The 21,654-nt window shown below is 69.3% G+C and carries 19 protein-coding genes and 1 pseudogene; 16 read left to right on the top strand and 4 right to left on the bottom strand.

Annotated elements, in window-relative coordinates; genetic code table 11:
* Positions 1 to 5 precede the first annotated feature (5 nt).
* Positions 6 to 1,331, top strand: coding sequence for a sodium ion-translocating decarboxylase subunit beta (locus OP497_RS02570; RefSeq protein WP_280546283.1), 1,326 nt, complete (start codon positions 6 to 8; stop codon positions 1,329 to 1,331).
* A gap of 31 nt (positions 1,332 to 1,362) precedes the next feature.
* On the opposite strand, the gene OP497_RS02565 is transcribed toward OP497_RS02570, so the two are convergent.
* A complete protein-coding gene (locus OP497_RS02565) occupies positions 1,363 to 2,007 on the bottom strand; it encodes a YigZ family protein (protein ID WP_280546282.1) in 645 nt (214 codons plus the stop codon).
* Positions 2,007 to 2,477, bottom strand: a complete 471-nt coding sequence (lexA, locus tag OP497_RS02560; RefSeq protein WP_280546281.1) for a transcriptional repressor LexA — start codon at positions 2,475 to 2,477, stop codon at positions 2,007 to 2,009. Before lexA ends, OP497_RS02565 begins: the two co-directional genes overlap by 1 nt.
* Before the next feature lie 205 nt (positions 2,478 to 2,682).
* On the opposite strand from lexA, the gene ccmA reads away from it, so the two are divergent.
* The 13 genes from ccmA to OP497_RS02495 all read left to right on the top strand — a co-directional run bounded on the left by ccmA (position 2,683) and on the right by OP497_RS02495 (position 17,468).
* Entirely contained in the window at positions 2,683 to 3,327 is a 645-nt protein-coding gene (ccmA, locus tag OP497_RS02555) for a cytochrome c biogenesis heme-transporting ATPase CcmA (protein ID WP_280546279.1), read from the top strand.
* A 28-nt stretch (positions 3,328 to 3,355) separates the two neighbouring features.
* Positions 3,356 to 4,057, top strand: coding sequence for a heme exporter protein CcmB (ccmB, locus tag OP497_RS02550; RefSeq protein ID WP_280546395.1), 702 nt, complete (start codon positions 3,356 to 3,358; stop codon positions 4,055 to 4,057).
* Between the two features lie 14 nt (positions 4,058 to 4,071).
* Positions 4,072 to 4,812 (top strand): heme ABC transporter permease, encoded by a 741-nt coding sequence (locus OP497_RS02545; protein ID WP_280546276.1) that lies wholly within the window; start codon positions 4,072 to 4,074, stop codon positions 4,810 to 4,812.
* Entirely contained in the window at positions 4,812 to 5,048 is a 237-nt protein-coding gene (gene ccmD / locus OP497_RS02540) for a heme exporter protein CcmD (RefSeq protein WP_280546275.1), read from the top strand. Before OP497_RS02545 ends, ccmD begins: the two co-directional genes overlap by 1 nt.
* On the top strand, positions 5,038 to 5,535 hold the full coding sequence (ccmE, locus tag OP497_RS02535; RefSeq protein WP_280546273.1) for a cytochrome c maturation protein CcmE: 498 nt from the start codon (positions 5,038 to 5,040) through the stop codon (positions 5,533 to 5,535). The genes ccmD and ccmE overlap by 11 nt, the downstream gene beginning before the upstream one ends.
* Before the next feature lie 12 nt (positions 5,536 to 5,547).
* Positions 5,548 to 7,551, top strand: a complete 2,004-nt coding sequence (locus OP497_RS02530) for a heme lyase CcmF/NrfE family subunit (protein ID WP_280546271.1) — start codon at positions 5,548 to 5,550, stop codon at positions 7,549 to 7,551.
* On the top strand, positions 7,548 to 8,075 hold the full coding sequence (locus tag OP497_RS02525; RefSeq protein WP_280546270.1) for a DsbE family thiol:disulfide interchange protein: 528 nt from the start codon (positions 7,548 to 7,550) through the stop codon (positions 8,073 to 8,075). The genes OP497_RS02530 and OP497_RS02525 overlap by 4 nt, the downstream gene beginning before the upstream one ends.
* Positions 8,066 to 8,533, top strand: coding sequence for a cytochrome c-type biogenesis protein (locus tag OP497_RS02520; RefSeq protein WP_280546269.1), 468 nt, complete (start codon positions 8,066 to 8,068; stop codon positions 8,531 to 8,533). Before OP497_RS02525 ends, OP497_RS02520 begins: the two co-directional genes overlap by 10 nt.
* Positions 8,530 to 9,774 carry a c-type cytochrome biogenesis protein CcmI gene (ccmI, locus tag OP497_RS02515; protein ID WP_280546268.1) on the top strand — a complete coding sequence of 415 codons (1,245 nt, stop codon included), beginning with the start codon at positions 8,530 to 8,532 and terminating at the stop codon, positions 9,772 to 9,774. The genes OP497_RS02520 and ccmI overlap by 4 nt, the downstream gene beginning before the upstream one ends.
* 4 nt (positions 9,775 to 9,778) lie before the next feature.
* The gene (gene smc, locus OP497_RS02510; RefSeq protein ID WP_280546267.1) at positions 9,779 to 13,273 is read left to right on the top strand and encodes a chromosome segregation protein SMC; all 3,495 of its coding nucleotides are present in this window, start codon (positions 9,779 to 9,781) and stop codon (positions 13,271 to 13,273) included.
* Positions 13,274 to 13,499: 226 nt separating this feature from the next.
* Entirely contained in the window at positions 13,500 to 14,981 is a 1,482-nt protein-coding gene (gene zipA, locus OP497_RS02505) for a cell division protein ZipA (RefSeq protein ID WP_280546265.1), read from the top strand.
* Between the two features lie 175 nt (positions 14,982 to 15,156).
* Positions 15,157 to 17,202, top strand: a complete 2,046-nt coding sequence (gene ligA, locus OP497_RS02500) for an NAD-dependent DNA ligase LigA (RefSeq protein WP_280546263.1) — start codon at positions 15,157 to 15,159, stop codon at positions 17,200 to 17,202.
* Positions 17,199 to 17,468 carry a YheU family protein gene (locus OP497_RS02495; protein ID WP_280546261.1) on the top strand — a complete coding sequence of 90 codons (270 nt, stop codon included), beginning with the start codon at positions 17,199 to 17,201 and terminating at the stop codon, positions 17,466 to 17,468. Before ligA ends, OP497_RS02495 begins: the two co-directional genes overlap by 4 nt.
* Positions 17,469 to 17,639: 171 nt before the next feature.
* Here the strand turns inward: OP497_RS02495 and mnmC are convergent, their stop codons facing one another.
* Positions 17,640 to 19,685: a bifunctional tRNA (5-methylaminomethyl-2-thiouridine)(34)-methyltransferase MnmD/FAD-dependent 5-carboxymethylaminomethyl-2-thiouridine(34) oxidoreductase MnmC gene (gene mnmC / locus OP497_RS02490; RefSeq protein ID WP_280546258.1), complete on the bottom strand. Its 2,046-nt coding sequence runs from the start codon at positions 19,683 to 19,685 to the stop codon at positions 17,640 to 17,642.
* A gap of 264 nt (positions 19,686 to 19,949) precedes the next feature.
* Here mnmC and OP497_RS02485 point away from each other — a divergent pair.
* Positions 19,950 to 20,183: pseudogene (locus tag OP497_RS02485) on the top strand (transposase); the annotation flags it as partial.
* Between the two features lie 94 nt (positions 20,184 to 20,277).
* On the opposite strand, the gene OP497_RS02480 reads toward OP497_RS02485, so the two are convergent.
* Positions 20,278 to 20,577 carry a YciI family protein gene (locus OP497_RS02480; RefSeq protein ID WP_280546257.1) on the bottom strand — a complete coding sequence of 100 codons (300 nt, stop codon included), beginning with the start codon at positions 20,575 to 20,577 and terminating at the stop codon, positions 20,278 to 20,280.
* A gap of 121 nt (positions 20,578 to 20,698) precedes the next feature.
* Between OP497_RS02480 and OP497_RS02475 the strand changes: the two genes are divergently transcribed.
* Positions 20,699 to 21,601 (top strand): PHP domain-containing protein, encoded by a 903-nt coding sequence (locus tag OP497_RS02475; RefSeq protein ID WP_280546256.1) that lies wholly within the window; start codon positions 20,699 to 20,701, stop codon positions 21,599 to 21,601.
* Positions 21,602 to 21,654: the final 53 nt, after the last annotated feature.

Raw genomic sequence — 21,654 nt, 5'->3', positions numbered from 1 at the left:
TACCCATGACGGAGAAGATACTGACACTCTGGACCGGCTCGGGGCTCTACAACCTGAGCCTCGGCCAGGCGGTGATGGTGCTGGTCGGGCTGCTGCTGCTGTGGCTGGCCATGGCCAAGAAGTTCGAGCCGTTGCTGCTGGTGCCGATCGGCTTCGGCGGCATCCTGGCCAACATTCCCGAGGCGGGCCTCGCCCTGTCGGCGGCCGAGCAGGCGGCGCACCTGGCGCGGCCGGCGCTGCTCGAGCAGATGGCCGCGACCCTGCAGCTCGGCCTCGACCCGGCCGCCGGCATCGACGCCTGGCGCCATACCCTGACCGAGGTCCTGCATGGCGACGTCTCGCCGGCGCTGCTGCGGGCCGCCAACGACATGGCCATGGACGCCGGCTTCGCCCACGGCATGCTCTACCAGTTCTACAGCGTGGCGATCGCCTCGGGCATCGCCCCGCTGGTGATCTTCATGGGCGTGGGGGCGATGACCGACTTCGGGCCGCTGCTGGCCAATCCCCGGACCCTGTTCCTGGGCGCGGCGGCGCAGTTCGGCATCTTCGCCACCCTGCTCGGCGCGGTGGGCATGTCGGCCATGGGCTGGATGGACTTCTCGCTCAACCAGGCCGCCGCCATCGGCATCATCGGCGGCGCCGACGGCCCCACCTCGATCTATGTGTCGAGTATCCTGGCCCCGGAGCTGTTGGGCGCCATCGCCGTGGCCTCCTACTCCTACATGGCGCTGGTACCGCTGATTCAGCCACCGATCATGAAGGCGCTGACCTCGAAGCGGGAACGCGAGATCGTCATGACCCAGCTGCGGCCGGTGTCGAAGCTCGAGAAGATCGTCTTTCCGCTGGCGCTGCTGATCCTGGTGGTGCTCTTCCTGCCGGATGCCGCACCGCTGCTGGGGATGTTCTGCTTCGGCAACCTGATGCGCGAGTGCGGGGTGGTGGAGCGGCTCTCCGACACCGCTCAGAACGCGCTGATCAACATCGTGACCATCTTCCTCGGCCTCTCGGTGGGCTCCAAACTGATGGCCGACCGCTTCCTGGCCGTGGAGACCCTGGGGATCCTGGCGCTGGGCATGGTGGCCTTCGCCATCGGCACTGCCTGCGGGATCCTGATGGCCAAGCTGATGAATGCGGTGAGTCGCATGCCGATCAACCCGCTGATCGGCTCGGCGGGGGTCTCGGCGGTACCCATGGCAGCAAGGGTCTCCAACAAGGTGGGGCTGGAGTCCAACCCCCACAACTTCCTGCTGATGCACGCCATGGGGCCCAACGTGGCCGGGGTGATCGGCTCGGCGGTGGCCGCCGGGGTGATGATCAAGTACCTGGGGTGATCGGCAGGACCCCGTTGACCCGTAACGGCGCCTACGGGCGCCGTTCGTCGTGGTGGGGTCGATCGTCCAGTCGTGCCAGCCTTCCCCGCAGGCGTGCCTCGAGGGCGCTCAGGTCGTCGGGGGCGTCGCTGGGCCAGCCCACGGTGAGGTCCACCCCGTCGGCGCCGTAGTCGGCCTGCTCGACCGGGACGTCCTGTTCGGCCAGCCAGGCGCGGGCCTCGGCCTCGCCGGCGAAGTCGACCCGCAGGCGCAGCGGGGTGCGCTCGACCACCGCGCGGCGCGGCAGGGCCTCCAGGCCTTCGGCCACGGCGCGGGAGTAGGCGCGCGCCAGGCCGCCGGTGCCGAGCTTGGTGCCGCCGAAGTAGCGCGTGACCACACAGCCGACCTGGCCGAGGCCGGCGCCCTCCAGTACCTGGAACATGGGGCGCCCGGCGGTGCCGCCGGGCTCGCCGTCGTCGGAGAAGCCGATGGCGGTCTGCTCGCCGGGCGGGCCGGCGATGAAGGCACTGCAGTGGTGGCTGGCGTTGGGGTGGGTGCGGCGTGCTTCGGCCAGCATCGCCGCGAAGGCGGTCGTGTCCGGCGCATGGCAGATCCAGGTGATGAAGCGGCTCTTCTCCACTTCCAGTTCGCTCTCCTGCCAGCGTCCCGCAGGAACGTCGGGGACGGCATAGCGCATCAGGCGGCCAGCTCCACCTGGCGTACCACGCCCATCACCAGGCCGATCACCTGGATGTCGTCGTTGCGCAGGTAGATGGGGGCCATGCGCTCGTTGGCCGGCTGCAGGCGCACGCCTGACTTTTCGATGTAGAGCTTCTTCAGGGTGACCTCCTGGTCGTTGATCATCACCACGGCGGTCTCGCCGTTCTCGGCACTCTCGCGGCGCTCGATGATGATCACATCCCCGTCGAAGATGTTGCAATCGACCATCGAGTCACCGCGTACTCGCAGGGCATAGGTGTTGCGACGCACCATGCGCGTGGGCACCTGGATGCAGCCGGCCTCGGGGCAGGCCTCGATGGGCATTCCCGCCGAGACGCGGCCGAGCAGCGGGATCTCGGTCAGGTCGTCGGCCGCGATGGCCGCCCAGGCCTGGGCGAGCGGGAGGTTGGGGCGGCGCTCCAGGTACTGCGGTGTGACGTTGGGCATGCGATGTTTCCCCTGTCGTCAATGACTGTCGATACGTACAGTGTTTCACGAGCATAGCAGCGGACCGGAATCTGGCAAGGGATGGCGGTCCACGCAAGGCGTGATCCAGGGCAAGTGCGACCGGCTGACGCAGCCGGCTCGACTGGTAGCCAGGGCCCTTTCCGTGTAGAGTTCCGAGCGAAATACCCCATGCCGGGAGAGTGCCTTGAGCCTGCGTCTGCAAGCCCGAAAGCTGGCCTGTGAGCGGGACGATCGCTGGCTGTTCCGAGACCTGGATCTGGACATTCATGCCGGCGAGATCGTGCGTGTGGAAGGCCCCAACGGCAGCGGCAAGACCACCCTGCTGAAGATCCTGTCCGGGCAGCTGGCTGACTTCCAGGGTGAGCTCTACTGGAACGACCACCCCATGCGGCGCTCGCGCCAGGACTTCCTGGCCAACCTGCTCTACCTGGGCCATGCGCCGGGGGTCAAGGCGGCGCTGACGCCACTGGAGAACCTGGCCTGGTACCAGGCCCTGGCGGGCGAGCCCGATGACGAGGCCGCGCGCTTCGCGGCACTCGCGGCCGTGGGGCTCGCCGGCTTCGAGGACCTGCCCGCCGGCCAGCTCTCTGCCGGCCAGCAGCGCCGGGTGGCCCTGGCCCGGCTGGAGCTGATCCCGCGTGCGCTCTGGGTGCTCGACGAGCCCTTCACCGCCATCGACCGCGACGGCGTGGCGGCCCTCGAGGGGCGCCTGGCGGCTCATGCCCGGCGTGGCGGCTGCGTGCTGGTCACCACCCACCACGAACTGGCCGATTCTCCTGCGTTGCGGCGCATCCGGCTGGGGCAGGGGGGCGACGATGCCGCACGCTGAGTCACGCCTGGCGCAGGAGCCGGGTGACATGCCGCTGTTCCGGGAACCCGAGGGCGGTGCCGGGGTCGCAATTCGAGCGACGCTGAAGCGTGACCTGGTGCTGATGATGCGCCGGCGCAGCGAGGTGCTCAACCCGCTGGTGTTCTTCGCCCTGGTGATCACCCTGTTCCCGATCGGCATCTCGCCGGACCCGGAGCTGCTGGCGACCATCGCCCCGGGCCTGCTGTGGGTGGCGGCCCTGCTCGCGGCGCTGCTCTCCCTGGATAGCCTGTTTCGCAGCGACTATGACGACGGCTCCCTGGAGCAGCTGCTGCTCTCGCCCCAGCCGCTGCCGGCGTTGGCGCTCGCCAAGGTAGCGGTGCACTGGCTGCTGACCGGCCTGCCGCTGGCGCTGATGGCGCCGCTGCTGGGCATCATGCTGTCGCTGCCGGCAGGCAGCTATGCGGTGCTGTCGCTGTCGCTGGCGCTGGGCACTGCCAGCCTGAGCCTGATCGGCGCCATCGGGGCGGCGCTGACCGTGGGGCTCTCGCGGGGTGGCGTGCTGCTCTCGCTGCTGGTGCTGCCTCTCTATATCCCGGTGCTGATCTTCGGCGCCGGGGCCGTGCAGGCGGCCATCCTCGGCGATGGCGTCTCGGCGCATCTGGCCATCCTGGGTGCGCTCCTGGCAGTGGCGCTGAGCCTCGCCCCCTGGGCGATCGCGGCGTCACTGCGCATCAGTATCAACGGTTGAGGACGACAATCGGCATGTGGGCCTTCATACACAAGCTCGGATCCCCCAAGTGGTTCTATGGCATCAGCGCGCGGCTCTCGCCCTGGTTCTGGGCGGCGGCGGTGGTGCTGATCCTGGTCGGTAGCGCCTGGGGACTGGCCTTCGCCCCGGCGGACTACCAGCAGGGCAACAGTTTCCGCATCATCTACGTGCACGTGCCGGCGGCCTTCCTGGCTCAGTCGATCTTCGTCAGCATGGCGGTGGCCGGCTTCATCTTCATGGTCTGGAAGATCAAGATCGCCGACATGGCGGCGGCGATGATGGCCCCGCTGGGCGCTGCCATGACTTTCGTGGCGCTGTTCTCCGGCGCGGTGTGGGGCGTGCCGACCTGGGGCACCTGGTGGATGTGGGACGCGCGCCTGACCTCGATGCTCATCCTGCTGTTCCTCTACTTCGGCGTCATTGCCCTGCGCGGCGCCTTCACCAGCCGCGACAGCGCCTCTCGGGCCGCCTCGGTGCTGGCCATGGTCGGCGTAATCAACATCCCTATCATCAAGTACTCGGTGGACTGGTGGTACACCCTGCACCAGCCGGCCACCTTCAGCGTCACCTCGCGCCCGGCCATGCCGTTGGAGATGTGGGCCCCGCTGCTGATCATGGTGCTGGGCTTCTACTGCTTCTTCATTGCGGTGACCCTGATGCGCACCCGCAGCGAGATCCTGCGTCGCGAAGCGAGCAAGCGCTGGGTGCGTGAGCTGGCCGAGGAGGTGAGCTGATGGCGTTCGACTCCCTGTCGGCCTTCCTGGCCATGGGCGGCCATGGCGTCTACGTCTGGGCGGCCTGGGGCGTCACCGGGCTGCTGCTGGTGGGGGTGGTCATTCACGCCCGCGCCGAGCGTCGAGCGCTGTTGCGCGACCTGCGGCGCCGGGCGCGTCGCGCGCAATACCACGGCGCCTCGGGCGCCGCCGCACCGCCGATTTCACATCAAGAGGGCCGCGCCCGTGAGAGCTAAACGCAAGCAGAAGCTGTTCGTGATCCTGGGGCTGGTCTCGCTGGTCGCCATCGCCGTGGGCCTGACCCTCTATGCCCTGCGCAGCAACATCAACCTCTTCTTCAGCCCGGTACAGATCGCCGCCGGGGATGCTCCCCTGGAACGCCAGCTCCGCGCTGGCGGCATGGTCAAGGAGGGCTCGGTGGATCGCGACAAGCAGAGTCTCGAGGTGACGTTCACCGTCACCGATTATGTCGATGACCTCGAGGTGCGCTATAGCGGCATCCTGCCCGACCTGTTCCGCGAGGGGCAGGGCGTGGTGGTGGTCGGCGAGCTCCAGCAGGATGGCTGGCTGCGGGCCGACCAGGTGCTGGCGCGTCACGACGAGAACTACATGCCCCCCGAGGTGGCCCAGGCCCTGGAGGAGGCCGGCTACTCGCCGGAGGACTACCAGGCCAAGGCGCCCGAGCGGCTGGACGCGCAGGATGACGGCGCCAGCCAGAACTGACCCGGAGTACCCATGCAGACCCTGATGATCCCCGAAATCGGCCACTACGCCCTGATCATTGCCCTGCTGATGGCCCTGGTCCAGGCGGTGATGCCACTCGCCGGGGCGGCCACCCGTCGCCCGCTGTGGATGGCCTACGCGCGTCCCATGGCCACTGGACAGTTCCTGTTTCTGGGCATTGCCTATCTTTGCCTGACCGCCAGTTACCTGCTGGATGATTTCAGCGTGGCCAACGTGGCCAACAACTCCAACTCGATGCTGCCCTGGTACTACAAGGCCAGCGCCGTGTGGGGCAATCACGAGGGCTCGGTGTTGCTGTGGAGCCTGATCCTGGCGGGCTGGACCTTCGCCGTCGCTCACCTTTCCAAGCGACTGCCCCGCGACATGCTGGCCCGGGTACTGGGCGTCATGGGGCTGGTCAGCGTCGGCTTCCTGGCCTTTGTGCTGATCACCTCCAACCCCTTCGAGCGGCTGCTGCCCAACGTCCCCCAGGATGGCGCCGACCTCAATCCGCTGCTGCAGGACTTCGGTTTGATCGTCCACCCGCCGATGCTCTACATGGGCTACGTGGGCTTCTCGGTGGTCTTCGCCTTCGCCATCGCCGCCCTGCTGGAGGGGCGCCTGGATGCGGCCTGGACCCGTTGGGCGCGGCCCTGGACCAACATCGCCTGGGCCTTCCTCACCGTGGGCATCGCCTTGGGCAGCTGGTGGGCCTACTACGAGCTGGGCTGGGGCGGCTGGTGGTTCTGGGACCCGGTCGAGAATGCCTCGCTGTTGCCGTGGCTGGCCGGCACGGCGCTGATCCACTCGCTGGCGGTGACCGAGAAGCGGGGGACCTTCAAGAGCTGGACGGTGCTGCTGGCGATCTTCACCTTCTCGCTGTCACTGATGGGCACCTTCCTGGTGCGCTCGGGCGTTCTCACCTCGGTGCATGCCTTCGCCAACGACCCCGCCCGCGGGCTGTTCATCCTGGCGTTGCTGGGCATCACCGTGGGGCTGTCGCTGCTGTTGTTCGCGCTGCGCGCACCGCGGGTCAGCCAGCGGGTGGGCTTCGGCTGGCTGTCGCGTGACGCCCTGCTGCTGATCAATAACATCCTGCTGGTGATCATGACCGTCACGGTGCTGCTCGGCACGGTCTATCCGCTGCTGCTCGATGCCCTGAACCTGGGCAAGATCAGCGTCGGCCCGCCCTACTTCAACGCCCTCTTCGTGCCGTTGACGGTGGCGCTCTGCCTGTTCATGGGCCTGGGCCCCCTGTCGCGCTGGAAGGATACCTCGCCCCGCGACCTCTTCCGGCGCAGCTGGCTCGCCGGCCTGGCGGCCCTGGTGATCGGTGCGGTTGCACCGCTGCTCTATCGCGGGGAGTGGAACCTCAAGGTGAGCCTGGGGGTGGCGGTGGCGCTGTGGATCGTGTTGCCCATGGCTCGCGACTTCTGGGCCAGGTCCCGCCACTCTGCCGGCCGCCTGGCCGGCATCAAGCGGCTGTCGCTTGCCTACTGGGGCATGGTGCTGGGCCACCTGGGCATCGCGGTGACCATCATCGGCGTCACCGTGGTCTCCAACTACGCCATCGAGCGCAACGTGCGCATGGGCGTAGGCGACAGTGTCGAGGTGGCCGGCTACACCTTCACCATGACCGAGCTCACCAATCGGCGGGGGCCCAACTACCTGGCGGACGCCGCCGAGATCGAGGTGCGTCGCGGCGACAGCCGGCGCCGCTTCACCATGACCCCCGAGAAGCGCCTCTATATCGCTCGGGGCATGCCGATGACCCAGGTCGCGCTGAGCCCCGGCCTGTTCCGTGACCTCTACGTGGCCATGGGCGAGGACCTGGGGGACGGCAGCTGGGCCATGCGCCTGCAGGTCAAGCCCTTCGTGCGCTGGCTGTGGCTGGGGGCCCTGCTGATGGCCACCGGCGGATTGCTGGCCGTGGCGGACCGGCGTTATCGGCGCAGCGTGAAGGCCCGCGACCCGGAACGCGCGGTAGTCGCCGAGCCCCGGGAGGCCACCACATGAAGCGACGCCTGCTGCTGCTGCTGCCGTTGGTCGGCTTCCTGGTGCTCGGTGCCTTCCTCTACATGGGGCTGTCGATCAATCCCTTCGAGCGAGATTCGGCGCTGATGGCGAGGGAGTTCCCAGCCTTCGAGCTCACCACCCTCGAGGATCCCGAGCGGGTGGTGGATGCCTCGCTGCTCGAGGGCGAGGTCACTCTGGTCAACGTCTGGGGCGAGTGGTGCCCGACCTGCAAGCAGGAGATGCCGCAGCTGCTCGACCTCGCCGAGCGCGGCGTGCGCCTGGTGGGGGTCGACTACAAGGACACCCGGGATAAGGGACGTGAGTTCCTCACCGAGTTCGGCAACCCCTTCGAGGTCAACATCTTCGACCCCGAGGGCAGCCTGGGCTTCGACCTGGGCGTCTACGGTGCCCCGGAGACCTTCCTGGTCGACCGCGACGGCATTATCCGCTACCACCATACCGGCTATATCCGGCCGGAGGACGTGCGCAAGACGATACTGCCGGAGGTGGAAAGATGGCGCTGATCCCCCGACTGCTGCTGTGTGCCGTCCTGCTGTGGCCCATCCTGGGCCAGGCGGCGGTGGAGGTGCGCGAGTTCGATGACCCGGTCACCGAACAGCGCTATCGCGACCTCACCGCGACCCTGCGTTGCCCCAAATGCGAGAACCAGGCCATCGGTGACTCCGATTCGCCCATCGCCGGCGACATGCGAGAACGGGTCTATCTCCAGCTCCAGGACGGCCGCTCCGACAAGGAGATCCTCGACTTCATGGTCAACCGCTTCGGTGACTATGTGCTCTATAACCCGCGCCTTGAGGGACGCACCCTGCTGTTGTGGGGGCTCCCCGCGGGCCTGGTGCTGCTGGGCGCCCTGGTGGTGGTGCTCATGGTGCGCGCCCGTCGGCGCACCTCGGTCCGCGATCTGAGCGCCGAGGAGCGCGCGCGCCTGGATGCCCTGATCAAACGCGAGAGGACCCAATGACCCTGCTATGGATCGCCCTTGCCGTCCTGCTGCTGCCGGCCCTGTGGCTGCTGGTGGCCCCCCTGCGGCGTGCCGCCTCCGTGCGTGCCGCCCAGCGTGACGTCGAGGCCAACGACCGCACGACCGACCAGAACCTGGCCATCTACCGCCGCCGGCTGGCCTCGCTGGAGGCGGCCCTGGAGCGGGGCGACATCGACCAGTCGCGCTTCGAGGAGGATCGCCTGGAGCTCGAGCGCAGCCTGCTCGAGGATACCGAGCGCCTGGCGCGCGCGCCGCTGAAGCCGGCCGCGTCCGGCAAGCTGGCGGTGCCGGTCGTCATGGTGGCCGTGGTGCTGGCCAGCCTCACCTGGTACCTCCAGGAGGGGGCGGAGGGCGACCTCACCCTCTATACGGTCCAGCAGCAGGTGATGAACGACCCCGAGGCCTCGTTGCCGATGCTGATCGAGCGGCTCGAGGAGCAGGCCGCCCGCCAGCCCGACAATCCCAACGTCTGGCGGGCACTGTTCCCGCTCTACCGTGACAGCGGCCGCAGCGACGCGGCCATTCGCACCCTGGAACGGCTGGTCGAGCTCGAGGGGCGCCAGCCCTGGCTGCTGGCCGAGCTCGCCCAGATCCGCTACTTCGCCGCCGGCCGTGAGATGACCGCTGAGGTCCAGGCGCTGGTCGACGAGGTGTTGGCGATGGACCCCGCCCAGCCGACGCTGCTCGGCATGCTCGGCGTCGAGGCCTTCGAGACGGGCGACTTTGATGCCGCCATCGACCAGTGGCGCCGGGCCATCGCCGGCATGGAGGACCCCGATACCGCCGACGCCCTGCGCCAGGGCATCCGCGTCGCCCAGCAGCGCCTGGGGATCGCGCCGGACGAGGCCGAGCAGACCGTCGCCGAGGGGCCCGGCATCACCGTCAGGGTTCGCCTGGCAGATGACCTCGCCGGGCGACTCGACGACGACGCCACCGTCTTCGTGGTGGCGCGGGACCTCGCAGGGGAGCTGCCGCCGCTGGCCGTGGTCCGGGCCCGGCTGGGCGAGCTGCCGACCACCGTGGTGCTCGATGATGGCCGTTCCATGTCCCCCCAGGCGCGGATCTCCCAGGTGGACCAGGCGCGACTGAGGGTCCGTGTCTCGGCGAGTGGCCAGGCCACGCCCCGGCCCGGCGACCTGCTCGGGACCCTCGAGGGGGTGACGGTGGGCGACACCGATGGCGAGCCCGTCGAGGTAGTGATCGACCGGGTCGTCGAGTAAGCCCATGCGCCTGACGTCGATCCGCCTGGCCGGGTTCAAGTCCTTCGTCGACCCGGTCACCGTGCCCTTCGACGGCAACATGACCGCCATCGTGGGGCCCAACGGCTGCGGCAAGTCCAACATCATCGATGCGGTGCGCTGGGTCATGGGCGAATCCTCGGCCAAGACCCTGCGCGGCGAATCGATGACCGACGTCATCTTCAACGGCTCCACTGGCCGCAAGCCGGTGGGGCTGGCCTCCATCGAGCTGCTCTTCGACAACCGTGACGGCGCCATGGGCGGCGTCTATGCCCAGTACGCCGAGATCGCCGTCAAGCGCCAGGTCACCCGCGACGCCCAGTCCAGCTACTTCTTCAACGGCCAGAAGTGCCGCCGCCGTGACATCGCGGATCTGTTCCTGGGCACCGGCCTGGGGCCGCGCTCCTATGCCCTCATCGGCCAGGGCATGATCTCGCGGCTGATCGAGGCGCGCCCCGAGGAACTGCGCTCGACCCTCGAGGAGGCCGCCGGCATCTCCAAGTACAAGGAGCGACGCCGCGAGACCGAGAACCGCATGCGGCGCACCCAGGAGAACCTGGAGCGCCTGGAGGACATCCGCGAGGAGCTCGACAAGCAGCTCGAGCGGCTCAATCGCCAGGCCGAGGCGGCGCGTCGCTACCAGACCCTCAAGCAGGAGGAGCATCGCCTCAAGGGCGAGCTGGCGCTGCTGCGCGGTCGCGCCCTGCGTGCCAGCCAGACCGAGGAGGAGTCCCGCGTTCGCGAGCTGGAGACCGCCGTGGAGCGCGAGGTGCTGGGCATGCGCCAGGCCGAGAGCCGCCTGGAGGAGGCCCGCGCCGAGCATGACCGCCTCGCCGAGGAGCTCGACGGCCGGCAAGCGAGCTTCTTCGAGACCACCACCGCCATCGCCCGCCTGGAGCAGGACCTGGAGCACACCCGCTCCCGGGACCAGCAGCTGGCCCGCGATCTCGAGGCCGCGCGCCGCGAGCTTTCCGAGCTCGCCCGCCTCGGTGACGACGACGACGCGCGCCTGGCTCGCCTGGACGAGCACCTCGCGACCCTGGGGCCGGAACAGGAGGAGGTGGCGGAACAGCTCGCCGAGCTGGAGGCCGCCCTGGAGGAGGCCGAGCCTCGGGCCGAGGAGGCCGAGGCCGCCTGGGAGAGCTTCGGCGAGCGCTGGCAGGAACAGAGCCGCGAGGCGGAGCGCGCCCAGGACCGGCTGCGCGACCTGGAGAGTCGGCTCGAGCGCCTGGCCGCCGACGAGCGCCGCCGCCGCCAGCAGCACGAGGAACTGCCCGACATCGCCGGCCTGGGCGAGCAGCGCCGCGAACTGGCCGAACGCCATGCCGAGCTCGAGGAGCGCCTGGCCGAGCTCGAGGCGCGCCGCGGCGAGCACCAGGCCAGCCGCGATGGCGCCCGGGAGCTGGTGCGGGAGACCGAGGCGGCCCGCGAGGCCGACCGCCAGCGGCGCAGCACCCTGCAGGGCGAGCTGGCCTCGCTGGAGGCGCTGATCCAGGCGGCCCTGGCCGATCACGACGAGGCGCTGGATGCGCACCTGACCGCGCACGGCCTGGGTCAGCAGCCGCGTCTCGGCGAGGCCCTCGAGGTCGAGCCCGGCTGGGAGGAGGCGGTCTCCTGGGTGCTGGCGCCCTGGCTGCGGGCGCGGCTGGTGTCGCTGCCCGGCGCCCGCGAGGCCCTGGCCTCGCCGCCGGACGCCGAACTCGGCCTGCTCGAGGCCGAGGTGTCGCCTGCCCCGGCCGGCAGCCTGGCGGCCCGGGTGCGTGGGGCCGGGGCGGCCGGCCAGTGGCTGGCCGGAATCCGTTGCGTCGAGGACCGCGAGGCGGCCTGGGCGGCCCGCGAGGGCCTGGCGGCCGGCGAGAGCCTGATTAGCCCCGATGGCCTCTGGCTGGGGGCCGGCTGGGTGCGCCATCGTGGCGCCGGCAACGGCCCGGATGCCCTGCTGGTCAGCCGTCGCCGCGAGGCGGAGGTGCGCGATGAGCTGGCCGGGGTGGAAGCCCGCCTCGCCGACCAGGACCGTCACCTCGAGGAGGCCGCGGCCCGCGTCGAGCAGGCCGAGGCGGACCTGGAGCAGGCGCGACTCGAAGAGCGCGAGCTCGAGCAGCAGCGCCAGCAGCTGGCCGTGGAGGAGAGCGGGCTGGCCAGCCGGCTCGAGCACCTGGAAGGGCGCGCCGCCGAACTCGCCGAGGAGCTCGAGGGCCTGGCCGAATCCCGCGAGGAGGCCCTGTTGGCCCTCGAGGAGTCACGCGAGCAGTGGCAGGCGGCGATGGCGCGGCTGGAGGAGGGGGCCGAGACCCGCGAGCGGCTCGAGCGGGAACGTCGCGAGGCCCGCGAGACGCTGGCCGCGCTGCGCGCACGGCAGCGTCCCCTGGCCGAGCAGGCCCAGCGCCTGGCCCTGGAGCAGGAGCGGACCGCCACCGAACGCAGCGGGCTGGCCGAGCAGCTGGGCCGCGCCGGCGAGGCGCGCGAGCGCCTCGAGTTGCGCTGTGCCGAGCTCGAGGAGGCGCGCGAAGGCCTCCATGAACCCGACGAGGAGCGTCGCGAGCGGCTCGACGAGCTCTTGGAGCGCCGCGAGCGCGAGGAGCGGGTGCTCAACGAGACCCGTGCCCGGGCCGCCGAACTGGTCGAGCGGCTGCGCGAGGATGAGCAGGCCCGCCAGGGCCACGAGCGCAGCCTCGAGGGCATTCGCGAGCGTCTCCAGGAGTCGCGCATGCAGGCCCAGGCCCTCTCCCTCAAGGCCGAGGCCCAGGACGAGCAGCTCGCCGAGCTGAACCACGACGCCGCGAGCCTGTCCGAGTCCCTTGATCCCAATGCCACCGAGTCCGCCTGGCAGACCCGGCTGGAGGAGGTCGGCGAGCGCGTCCGCCGGCTGGGGGCCATCAACCTGGCGGCCATCGAGGAGTACGACCAGCAGGCCGAACGGCGCGACTACCTGGAGGCCCAGCATGCCGAGCTGAGCGAGGCGCTGGAGACCCTGGACCGGGCCATCCGGCGTATCGACCAGGAAACCCGGACACGATTCCGCGACACCTTCGAGCGAGTCAATGCCGGCCTGCAGGTGCTTTTCCCGCGGGTATTCGGTGGGGGAACCGCGTGGTTGACCCTGACCGGCGAGGATTTGCTGGAATCCGGGGTGGCCATCATGGCGCGCCCCCCCGGCAAGAAGAACACCACCATTCACCTGCTCTCCGGTGGGGAAAAGGCGCTCACCGCGCTGTCGATGGTATTTGCCATCTTCCAGCTCAATCCGGCGCCCTTCTGCATGCTCGACGAGGTGGATGCCCCGCTGGATGATGCCAATGTGGGACGCTACGCGAAGCTGGTGAAGGAGATGTCCGACACCGTCCAGTTCATCTACATCACCCACAACAAGATCGCCATGGAGGCATCGGAACGCTTGATGGGGGTGACCATGCAGGAGCCCGGGGTGTCACGCCTGGTGTCGGTCGGCGTCGAGGAGGCCGCGGCCCTGGCCGAGGCCTGATGGGCTTGAACGTGAACGGCAAACGGGTTAACAAGGAAGACAATGAATACTGCATTGCACGGAAGCACGGGGAACCTTAAGGGCGATTGCGAAGGGTCCGGTCGGGTTACGGCAGCAAAATGCCGAGCTTGACAAATAAAAAAAGTGGCCCTTTTTTTGGCAATCGCGCTATGCTGTTGACGGACAACCATCAGGCATGGCGCCTTAGCAAAAGGCATGACGACCCATGGAACTAAGAGAGTGGCTGATCTTACTAGGGCTGGCGCTGGTGACCCTCATCGTCATCGATGGTGTGCGTCGCCTGCAGCGTCAGCGTCGTGTTCCACGTCTCGACCAGGTCTCTGCGGACCGTGACGAGCGTGGCCCCACGGGGAACGACGAGGACCCTGAAGCCGCGGCCCGCGCGGCCGAAATCAACTGGGAGCTGCCCAACGGAGGGGCGCGGGTCATCAGGCCGGCGGACGACCGGGGGGTACAATCCAAGCCCAAGCTGCAGCGTCAGGAGCACCCCGGCCCCTCGCGGGTGCTGGCGGAGTTCCGGCGGCATGCCGACGGCCCCGAGGCATCGGGCCCCCAGCCGGCCGGCGAGCAAGAGCCGAGCGTCGCCCGTCCCGCCGGGGGCCCGGTGACGGCGCCGGCGGCGGATCAGGAGCCGACGGGTCTCTACCCCGAGGCCGACGAGCGCCGCGAGCCGGGGCTCTCGAGCCTGGATGGCCTGGATGATAAGCCCATGGAGTCCGCTGCAGCACGGCAGGATACCCAGCCCCTGGCGGCCGACCCCGAGGATCACGACACCTACGCCGACGAGGAGCACTATCGCCTGGTGGACCTCGAGGGCATGGGCGATTCCTTCAAGAGCGGCTCCAAGCGGGTCGGCTCCTCCATGCAGCGCTTCGGGGCCTCCCTGCAGAAGAGCCTCACCGAGCGGCGTGAGCACAAGCGCAGCGAGAAGGTTCGCCGCGAGCAGCAGCGCGCTGAGAACGCCGCTCGCGAGGCGGCGTGTCGCCAGCAGGCCGAGGACGAGAAGGCCGTCCGGGAGGCCGAGCGGCGTCGCCTGGAGGCCGAGACGGTGGCCTTTGCCGATGACGATGACCCGCTCTTCACCCCCGCCCACCACCCGCGGCAGGCGTCCGAGGAGGCACCGGTCGAGACCGCGAGGGACGACGTGGCCCCGCGCGACGACGTGGTGCGTACCCACCCGGTGCTGGAACGGGCCCTTCGCCATGACGTCAACGCCGAGCATGCCCGTGAGACCCTGAGCCAGGCCGACGAGATCATCGTCATCAGCGTGATGTCCCGGGACGAGGAGGGCTTCTCCGGGACGGCATTGCTCGACCTGATGCTGGCCTGCGGGCTGCGCTATGGCCGCGACATGGGCATCTTCCATCGCTTCGAGACCGAGGATCCCGAGAGCCGCCTGCAGTTCTCCATGGTCAACGTGGTCAAGCCGGGGACCTTCCCCATCGAGGCCATGGACGACTTCCGCACCCAGGGCATCACCCTGCTGATGCCGCTGCCGGGCGCCAGTGATACCGCGGCCGCCTTCGAGGCGATGGTCGAGACCGCCATGGTCATCGTCCGCCACCTCGGCGGCGAGCTGAAGGACGAGAACCAGAGCGTGATGACCGCCCAGACCGTGGGGTTCGCCCGCCAGCGGGTCCAGGAGTTCGAGCGGCGCAATCGCCTCAACCGCTATCAGGTGAACTAGCCGACCGGGCTACGCCCGGAGCCGTAAGCCGTAAGCTTGAAGCGGAACAACCCCATGAATCCATGGGGTTGTTCTGTTATCAGGGATACGAAATGAAGCCTGGCTTCAAGCTTCAAGCTTCAAGCTTCGAGCTTCAAGCTTCGAGCTTTCCCGCCATTATCAGACCAGGGACGTCATGACCCAAGCCGACCCGCAGATCCTCGACGAGGTGGCGCGCCTGCGTGCCGAGCTCGACGATGCCAACTACCGCTACTATGTCCTCGATGAGCCCCGGCTCACCGATGCCGACTATGACCGCCGCCTTCGCCGCCTGCAGGAGCTCGAGGACGCCTATCCCGACCTGGTGACCCCCGACTCGCCGACCCGGCGGGTGGGAGCCGCGCCCGATGCCGGCTTCCCCGAGGTGCGGCATGCCGTGCCCATGCTCTCGCTGGACAACGCCTTCAGCGAGGAGGAAATCAAGGCCTTCGTCAGGCGCGTCGCCGACCGCCTGGAGGGCCATGGCGAGCCGCTGGCCTTCTGCTGTGAGCCCAAGCTCGACGGTGCCGCCGTGTCGCTGGTCTACGAGCAGGGCATGCTGGTCAACGGCGCCACCCGCGGCGACGGCCGCAGCGGCGAGGGCATCACCTCCAACCTGCGCACCCTGCGCTCCATCCCGTTGAGTCTGCGTGGTGATGACCCGCCCGACCTGCTGGAGGTGCGCGGCGAGGTGATCATGAGCCATCAGGGCTTCGAGGCGTTGAACGAGCGGGCCCGGGAGTCGGACGGCAAGGTGTTCGCCAACCCCCGCAACGCCGCCGCCGGCAGCCTGCGCCAGCTCGACCCCAAGGTCACCGCGACGCGCCCGCTGGAGTTCAGCGCCTATCAGGTGGCGCGCATCGAGCCGCAGCGAGACGACGCCAGTCACAGCCAGCTGATGGCCAGGCTCGGCGAGTACGGCTTTCGCACCAGTCAGGAGCTGGCGGTGGTCGAGGGGGCCGAGGGGATCATCGACTACTGTCGGCGGCTCGGCGAGAAGCGCGACGGACTCGGCTACGACATCGACGGCGTGGTGATCAAGGTCGACGACCTGCGTCGGCAGCGCGAGCTCGGCTTCGTGGCGCGCGCCCCGCGCTGGGCCATCGCCTTCAAGTTTCCCGCCCAGGAGGAGACCACCCGGCTCAACGGCGTGGAGTTCCAGGTCGGCCGCACCGGGGCGATCACCCCCGTGGCCCGGCTCGAGCCGGTCTCAGTGGCCGGGGTCACCGTCGCCAACGCCACCCTGCACAATGCCGACGAGATCGACCGGCTCGGCGTGATGATCGGCGACACCGTGGCGATCCGTCGCGCCGGTGACGTCATTCCCCAGGTGGTCCGGGTGCTGGAGGAGCGCCGTCCGGACGATGCACGGGCGATCGTCTTCCCCGAGCACTGCCCGGCCTGTGGCGCGGACATCGAGCACCTGGAGGGCGAGGTGGTGGCGCGCTGCTCCGGGGGGCTCTATTGTCCCGCCCAGCGCAAGGAGGCGCTGAAGCACTTCGCCTCGCGCCGGGCGCTGGACATCGACGGCCTGGGCGAGAAGCTCATCGACCAGCTCGTGGAGCGTGACTGGGTGACCACGCCGGCGGACCTCTTCCGGCTCGAGACCGAGCGCCTCGCCGAGCTGCCGCGCATGGGCAAGAAGTCCGCCGAGAACCTGGTGGCGGCGCTGGAGAAGGCAAAAGAAACCACTCTAGCGCGCTTCATCTATGCCCTGGGCATCCGTGAAGTGGGCGAGGCCACGGCGGCCAACCTGGCCCGACACTTCGGCCGCCTGGAGGCGCTGATGGGGGCCGACATCGAGGCACTGGAGGCCGTGGAGGATGTGGGCCCCGTCGTCGCCGCCCACGTGCATACCTTCTTTCGCCAGCCCCACAACCGCGAGACCATCGACGACCTGATCGCCTGCGGGCTGAACTGGCCTGAGGAGGAGGTCGGCGAGCGCCCCCGGCCGCTGGCCGGCCAGAGCTGGGTGCTCACCGGCACCCTGGAGAGCATGACCCGCGACGAGGGCAAGGCGCGACTCCAGGCCCTGGGCGCCAAGGTGGCGGGCAGTGTCTCGCGCAAGACCGCCTGCGTGGTGGCCGGCGAGGCCGTCGGCAGCAAGCGGGAGAAGGCCGAGCAGATAGGGGTCGAAGTCATCGACGAGGCCAGCTTCCTCGAGCGGCTGGCCGCCTGGGAAAAGGGGGAGACCGATTCATGAATGGCGATCGCTTTATCGAGGTGCCGTCCCGCATGCTGCCGGGCGAGACCCTGGACGCCCTGCTGGAGGCCTTCGTCACCCGCCAGGGCTATGACACCACCGATACCTCTGATGGCATGCGCGGCTGGGTGGCCCAGCTCAAGGCCCAGCTCGAGCGCGGCGAGCTGCTGATCGCCCATGACCTCAGGACCGAGACCACCGAGGTGATGACCCTGGCCCAGTGGCGCGCCTTCGGCCGCGACCTGGCCGACGACGAGGAGGGCTAGGAGCCTGTCGGATTTGACCGATCGTGACGAGAGATTCGGATTTCGAGACAAGTTTATCGATCTGATGAGGCGAATAGCCCGCTATTTAACGAATCAGATCGAATGAAATTGGCCGAAAGACCGGATCTCGCAGTAGATCAGCGTTAAGTCCGACAGGCTCCTACGCCCCCTCTACGAGCTGTTTCCGACGCCTCTCGCTGGCTGCTTGCCTTGAATCAGGTCGCGGATCAGCCGCCGGCCGGGGTGGAGGTGGTCCACCAGCGGCTGTTCCAGCGGCAGCGGCTCGTCGCAGATCCGTGAAGCGAGAAGCTCCGCGCACAGCGGCGCGCTGGCCAGGCCCCGGGAGCCGTGAGCGGCGCTGATCCATAGCCCCGCATGGTGGCGGCCGGGTGTGTCGGGCACGCGGGTGGCGTCCCTGGCCAGTGCCGCATAGTCGCTCTGCCAGGCCTCGGCGTCGGGCACCGGGCCGGCATAGGGCGACTTGTCGGGGCTGGCGGCGCGCACCGCGGCCCGTCCTTCCAGGTCACACGGGTCGAGACGGGCCCCCGCTTCGCGCAGGGCGGCCACGAAGGCGGGCAGGGTGGCCGTAAGCTCCGCCAGGTTGGCCGCGTGGTCGGCCTCGCGGATCCCGGTGTCCGTCTCGCGGGGCGCGAAGCTGGCGCCGAAGGTGAGCACGCCGTCCAGCGCCGGCGACACATAGCCGCCCGCGCAGATGACCCGTTCGAGCTCGGGGGCGCCCCGGGGCAGGGCGAGCCGGCTGACCTGGCCGCGCACCGGCTGCAGCGGGAGCCGCGCCGTCGGCGCGAAGCGGTTGGCCAGCGCCGCATTGGCGATCACCACCTGGTCGGCCGCCAGGCGCTCGCCGTCGGCCAGCGCCAGCGACCAGCCCTGCTCGTCCGGGGTCATGCCGACCACCTCCGCGCGACGAACCTGGATGCCCGACGTGGCGGCCAGCCGGGCGCAGAGGGCGGCCGGCCGCACCCAGCCTGCCTGGGGGTACTCAAGTCCGCCGTGGTCGATTGGCGTGCCGGCCAGCCGGGAAGCCTCGTCCGCCGTCACCCCTCGCACCACGCCCTCCGGCAGGGGGTGGTGGGCCAGGAAGCGCGCCTGGCGGGCCTGTTCCTTCTCGTGGGTGGCCAGCTGCAACACGCCGCAGGGCGCCCAGAGTTCCCGGTCGGGGTCGAGGGCCTCGAGCCAGCGCCGGCTGTGCAGCAGGCCGGCGAGATAGACCCGGCTCTGGGGGTTGGTGTCGGCCGCGAGCTTGACGTAGAGCGCGCCCTGGGCGTTGCCGGAGCCGCCACTGCCGGGCCCCTCGCGGTCGATCAGGGTGACCGTCACGCCGCGCCGGGCCAGGGCGGCGGCGGTGCTGGCGCCGGCGAGGCCCGCGCCGATCACCGCGATATGACGGGTGCGGTGCGGGGCCGGGGGCGAGAACCAGGGGGAGTGCTCGCGGCGGCGATCCGCGGTGGGCTCGGCGATCTCGCCGGCCAGCATCTCGCGCTTGCGCCCGAAGCCCGGCACCTTGCGCCAGCGAAAGCCGGCGGCGGCGAGGCCACGCTTGACCACCCCGGCGCAGGTGAAGGTGGCCAGGGTCGCTCTGGGGCGCGAGCGGGCCGCCATCGCCTCGAACAGCTCGGGTCGCCACATCTCGGGATTCTTCGCGGGGGCGAAGCCATCGAGGAACCAGGCGTCCACCCGGCCATCGAGCAGCGCCAGGCGCTCGGCGGTGTCGCCGAGGTGCAGGTCCAGGGTGACGCGCACGTCGAGCCATAGCCGGTGCACGCCGGCCACCGCTTCGGGCCACTGGGCGACCAGGCGTGCGGCGCGCTCGGCCAGGTCCGGCCAGGCGGACAGCGCCCGGGCCAGGTCGTCGCGGCGCAGCGGGAACTTCTCGGTGGAGACCAGATGGAGTCGGGCGGCCGGCGGGGCATGGGCATCGAAGCAGGCCCAGGCACAGAGCATGTTGAGCCCGGTGCCGAACCCGGTCTCGCCGATCACGAAGGGGCGCGCCTCCTGCCAGCCGGCGAACCGCTCGGGCAGCCGGTTGGCGGCGATGAAAACGTGCTCGGTCTCGGCGCGGCCGTCATGGCGCGAGAAATAGACATCATCGAAGGCCGTGGAGTGGGGGGCCTCCTCGCCGCCTTCCTCCCGGCGCCAGTCCAGGCGGGCGCTCTCCAGGCCGGAGAGCGGGGACAGGTCATCGGGGGCAGCGGTCAAGGCGGGGCTCCCTAGGGGGGTCGAAAGGGCGGGTTGGTCAGGATTTGATCGCTCGCGTCTCGGCGGCCTGCTGACCGCGCTGGCGCAAGGCGTCCGCCGCGTTTCAACAGGCTTGTCCACAGTAGCTGTGGGAAACCCGCTGTTGATAAATAAATAAGGTAATCCCCCGGCTTTGCCGGGGGACTACCCGAGGTTTGACCGTGTGGTGCGGTCACTGGGAACCTCCAATCTCGGCCAAGTGATAGGAGTTTACCAATGAGAGAGTGTATCAGCATTCCATCAATGCATTCTGTGTCACACTCGGTTACATCAAGGGGAAAGTTCGATTTCAATAGCCAGGAATTTTACGGGAAGAGCGAATAACTTTACTGGCGATAGCTTCTGGGAAAGAGGTTATTTTGTTTCCACTGTCGGGCTTGATGAGAATGTGGTCCGGGATTACATCCGTAACCAAGAAAGGTAGATGAGCATTATGATCAGCTTAAGTTCGGCATGTGAAGATAGCCGCCTTCAGGCGGCTCAGGTTCTTGCCCCTTTGAGGGGCTAACAAAATAAAGCCCCCGGCTTTGCCGGGGGATACTTACTGGTTGAGCTATGGCATGACCTTCTTGAAGGGCTTCACCGTCACCTTGGCATAGACGCCGGCGATCATGTAGGGGTCGGCATCGGCCCAGGCCTGAGCGCTCTCCAGGTCCTCGAACTCGGCGACCACCAGGCTGCCGGTGAAGCCGGCCTCGCCCGGGTCCTCGCTGTCGATGGCGGGGTGGGGGCCGACCAGCACCAGGCGGCCCTCATCGCGCAGTGCCTCGAGGCGGGCCAGGTGGTCGGGACGAGCGGCCAGGCGCCGCTCCAGGCTGTTGTTCACATCTTCACTGATGATGGTGTAGAGCATCTCGGGTCTTCCTCGGTGGTGGGCGGCTCGCGCCGCGGGTGTGACTGGCGCCCGGCATTGACCGTCACCGGTCGGGCACGCAACATGGAAGGATATTCTGACAAAGTCACCTGCCGGCGTCATGCCCATGACAGCACTTCCCGTGCGCTTCGAGGGCGAGCCCCTTACCATCGACCTGCACATGCACTCCACGACTTCCGACGGCGCCCTGCCGCCGGCCGAGGTGGTGGCGCTGTGCCGGGCTCGGGGACTGACCCATATGGCGCTCACCGACCATGACACCATGGACGGCATCGCGGAGGCGCAGGCGGCCGCCCGCCGCGAGGGGATCCGGCTGATTCCCGGTACCGAGCTCTCCACGCAATGGCGCGGCATCAATATCCACGTGGTGGGGTTGCTGCCCGATGGCCCCCGCGGCGATCTGGTCCCAGGCCTGGTAGCCCAGGCCGAGGCGCGCGAGCGGCGCTCGTGGCGCATCGCCGAGCGGCTCGAGAAGGTCGGACTCACCGATGCCCTGGCGCGGGCCCGCGAGCAGGCCGGATCGGCGCGCCCGCTGGGCCGCCCGGACTTCGCCCGGGCGCTGGTCGCGGCGGGGCTGGTGCCCGATATCGGCACCGCCTTCAAGAAGCACCTGGGCAACGGCAAGGCCGGCGACATCAAGGCCCACTGGCCCTTCCTCTCCGCGGCGGTGGCCTGGATCCTCGATGCCGGCGGGGTCGCGGTGCTGGCCCATCCGCTGCGCCACGGCCTGACACGGCGCAAGCGCGGCCTGCTGCTCGACGACTTCGCCGCCGCCGGGGGCCAGGCCGCCGAGCTGGTCAGTGGCTTCCAGAATGCCGACGTGACCCGCGACCTGGCGCGGCAGTTGCAGGAGCGCGACCTCTACGGCTCGGTGGGCAGCGACTTCCACTTCCCCGGCGGCCACCTGGCGCCGGGCAGCATGAGTCCGGTGCCACGTACCGCCACGCCGCCGGTGTGGACCCACCCGCGCCTGGCCGGCCTCGCCGCCCCGGCAGCCGCCTGAGGCCGGGACGTCGGATCGCGACGCGCTATAGTGACAGACACCTTCCACCGGCC

It is taken from the genome of Halomonas sp. 11-S5 (assembly GCF_029889825.1).
In the GTDB taxonomy this organism is placed as follows: domain Bacteria; phylum Pseudomonadota; class Gammaproteobacteria; order Pseudomonadales; family Halomonadaceae; genus Halomonas.
Note: the sequence above shows the minus strand (reverse complement) of the source record. Positions and strands in the feature narration are given on the sequence as shown.

Coding starts and splice junctions, on each gene's coding strand:
- lexA (WP_280546281.1), bottom strand. CDS start 2,477: ATGCCCAACGTCACACCGCAGTACCTGGAGCGCCGCCCCAACCTCCCG.
- OP497_RS02520 (WP_280546269.1), top strand. CDS start 8,066: ATGGCGCTGATCCCCCGACTGCTGCTGTGTGCCGTCCTGCTGTGGCCC.
- OP497_RS02545 (WP_280546276.1), top strand. CDS start 4,072: ATGTGGGCCTTCATACACAAGCTCGGATCCCCCAAGTGGTTCTATGGC.
- ligA (WP_280546263.1), top strand. CDS start 15,157: ATGACCCAAGCCGACCCGCAGATCCTCGACGAGGTGGCGCGCCTGCGT.
- OP497_RS02495 (WP_280546261.1), top strand. CDS start 17,199: ATGAATGGCGATCGCTTTATCGAGGTGCCGTCCCGCATGCTGCCGGGC.
- OP497_RS02480 (WP_280546257.1), bottom strand. CDS start 20,577: ATGCTCTACACCATCATCAGTGAAGATGTGAACAACAGCCTGGAGCGG.
- smc (WP_280546267.1), top strand. CDS start 9,779: ATGCGCCTGACGTCGATCCGCCTGGCCGGGTTCAAGTCCTTCGTCGAC.
- OP497_RS02565 (WP_280546282.1), bottom strand. CDS start 2,007: ATGCGCTATGCCGTCCCCGACGTTCCTGCGGGACGCTGGCAGGAGAGC.
- OP497_RS02525 (WP_280546270.1), top strand. CDS start 7,548: ATGAAGCGACGCCTGCTGCTGCTGCTGCCGTTGGTCGGCTTCCTGGTG.
- OP497_RS02530 (WP_280546271.1), top strand. CDS start 5,548: ATGCAGACCCTGATGATCCCCGAAATCGGCCACTACGCCCTGATCATT.
- ccmD (WP_280546275.1), top strand. CDS start 4,812: ATGGCGTTCGACTCCCTGTCGGCCTTCCTGGCCATGGGCGGCCATGGC.
- OP497_RS02475 (WP_280546256.1), top strand. CDS start 20,699: ATGCCCATGACAGCACTTCCCGTGCGCTTCGAGGGCGAGCCCCTTACC.
- zipA (WP_280546265.1), top strand. CDS start 13,500: ATGGAACTAAGAGAGTGGCTGATCTTACTAGGGCTGGCGCTGGTGACC.
- ccmB (WP_280546395.1), top strand. CDS start 3,356: ATGCCGCTGTTCCGGGAACCCGAGGGCGGTGCCGGGGTCGCAATTCGA.
- ccmI (WP_280546268.1), top strand. CDS start 8,530: ATGACCCTGCTATGGATCGCCCTTGCCGTCCTGCTGCTGCCGGCCCTG.
- OP497_RS02570 (WP_280546283.1), top strand. CDS start 6: ATGACGGAGAAGATACTGACACTCTGGACCGGCTCGGGGCTCTACAAC.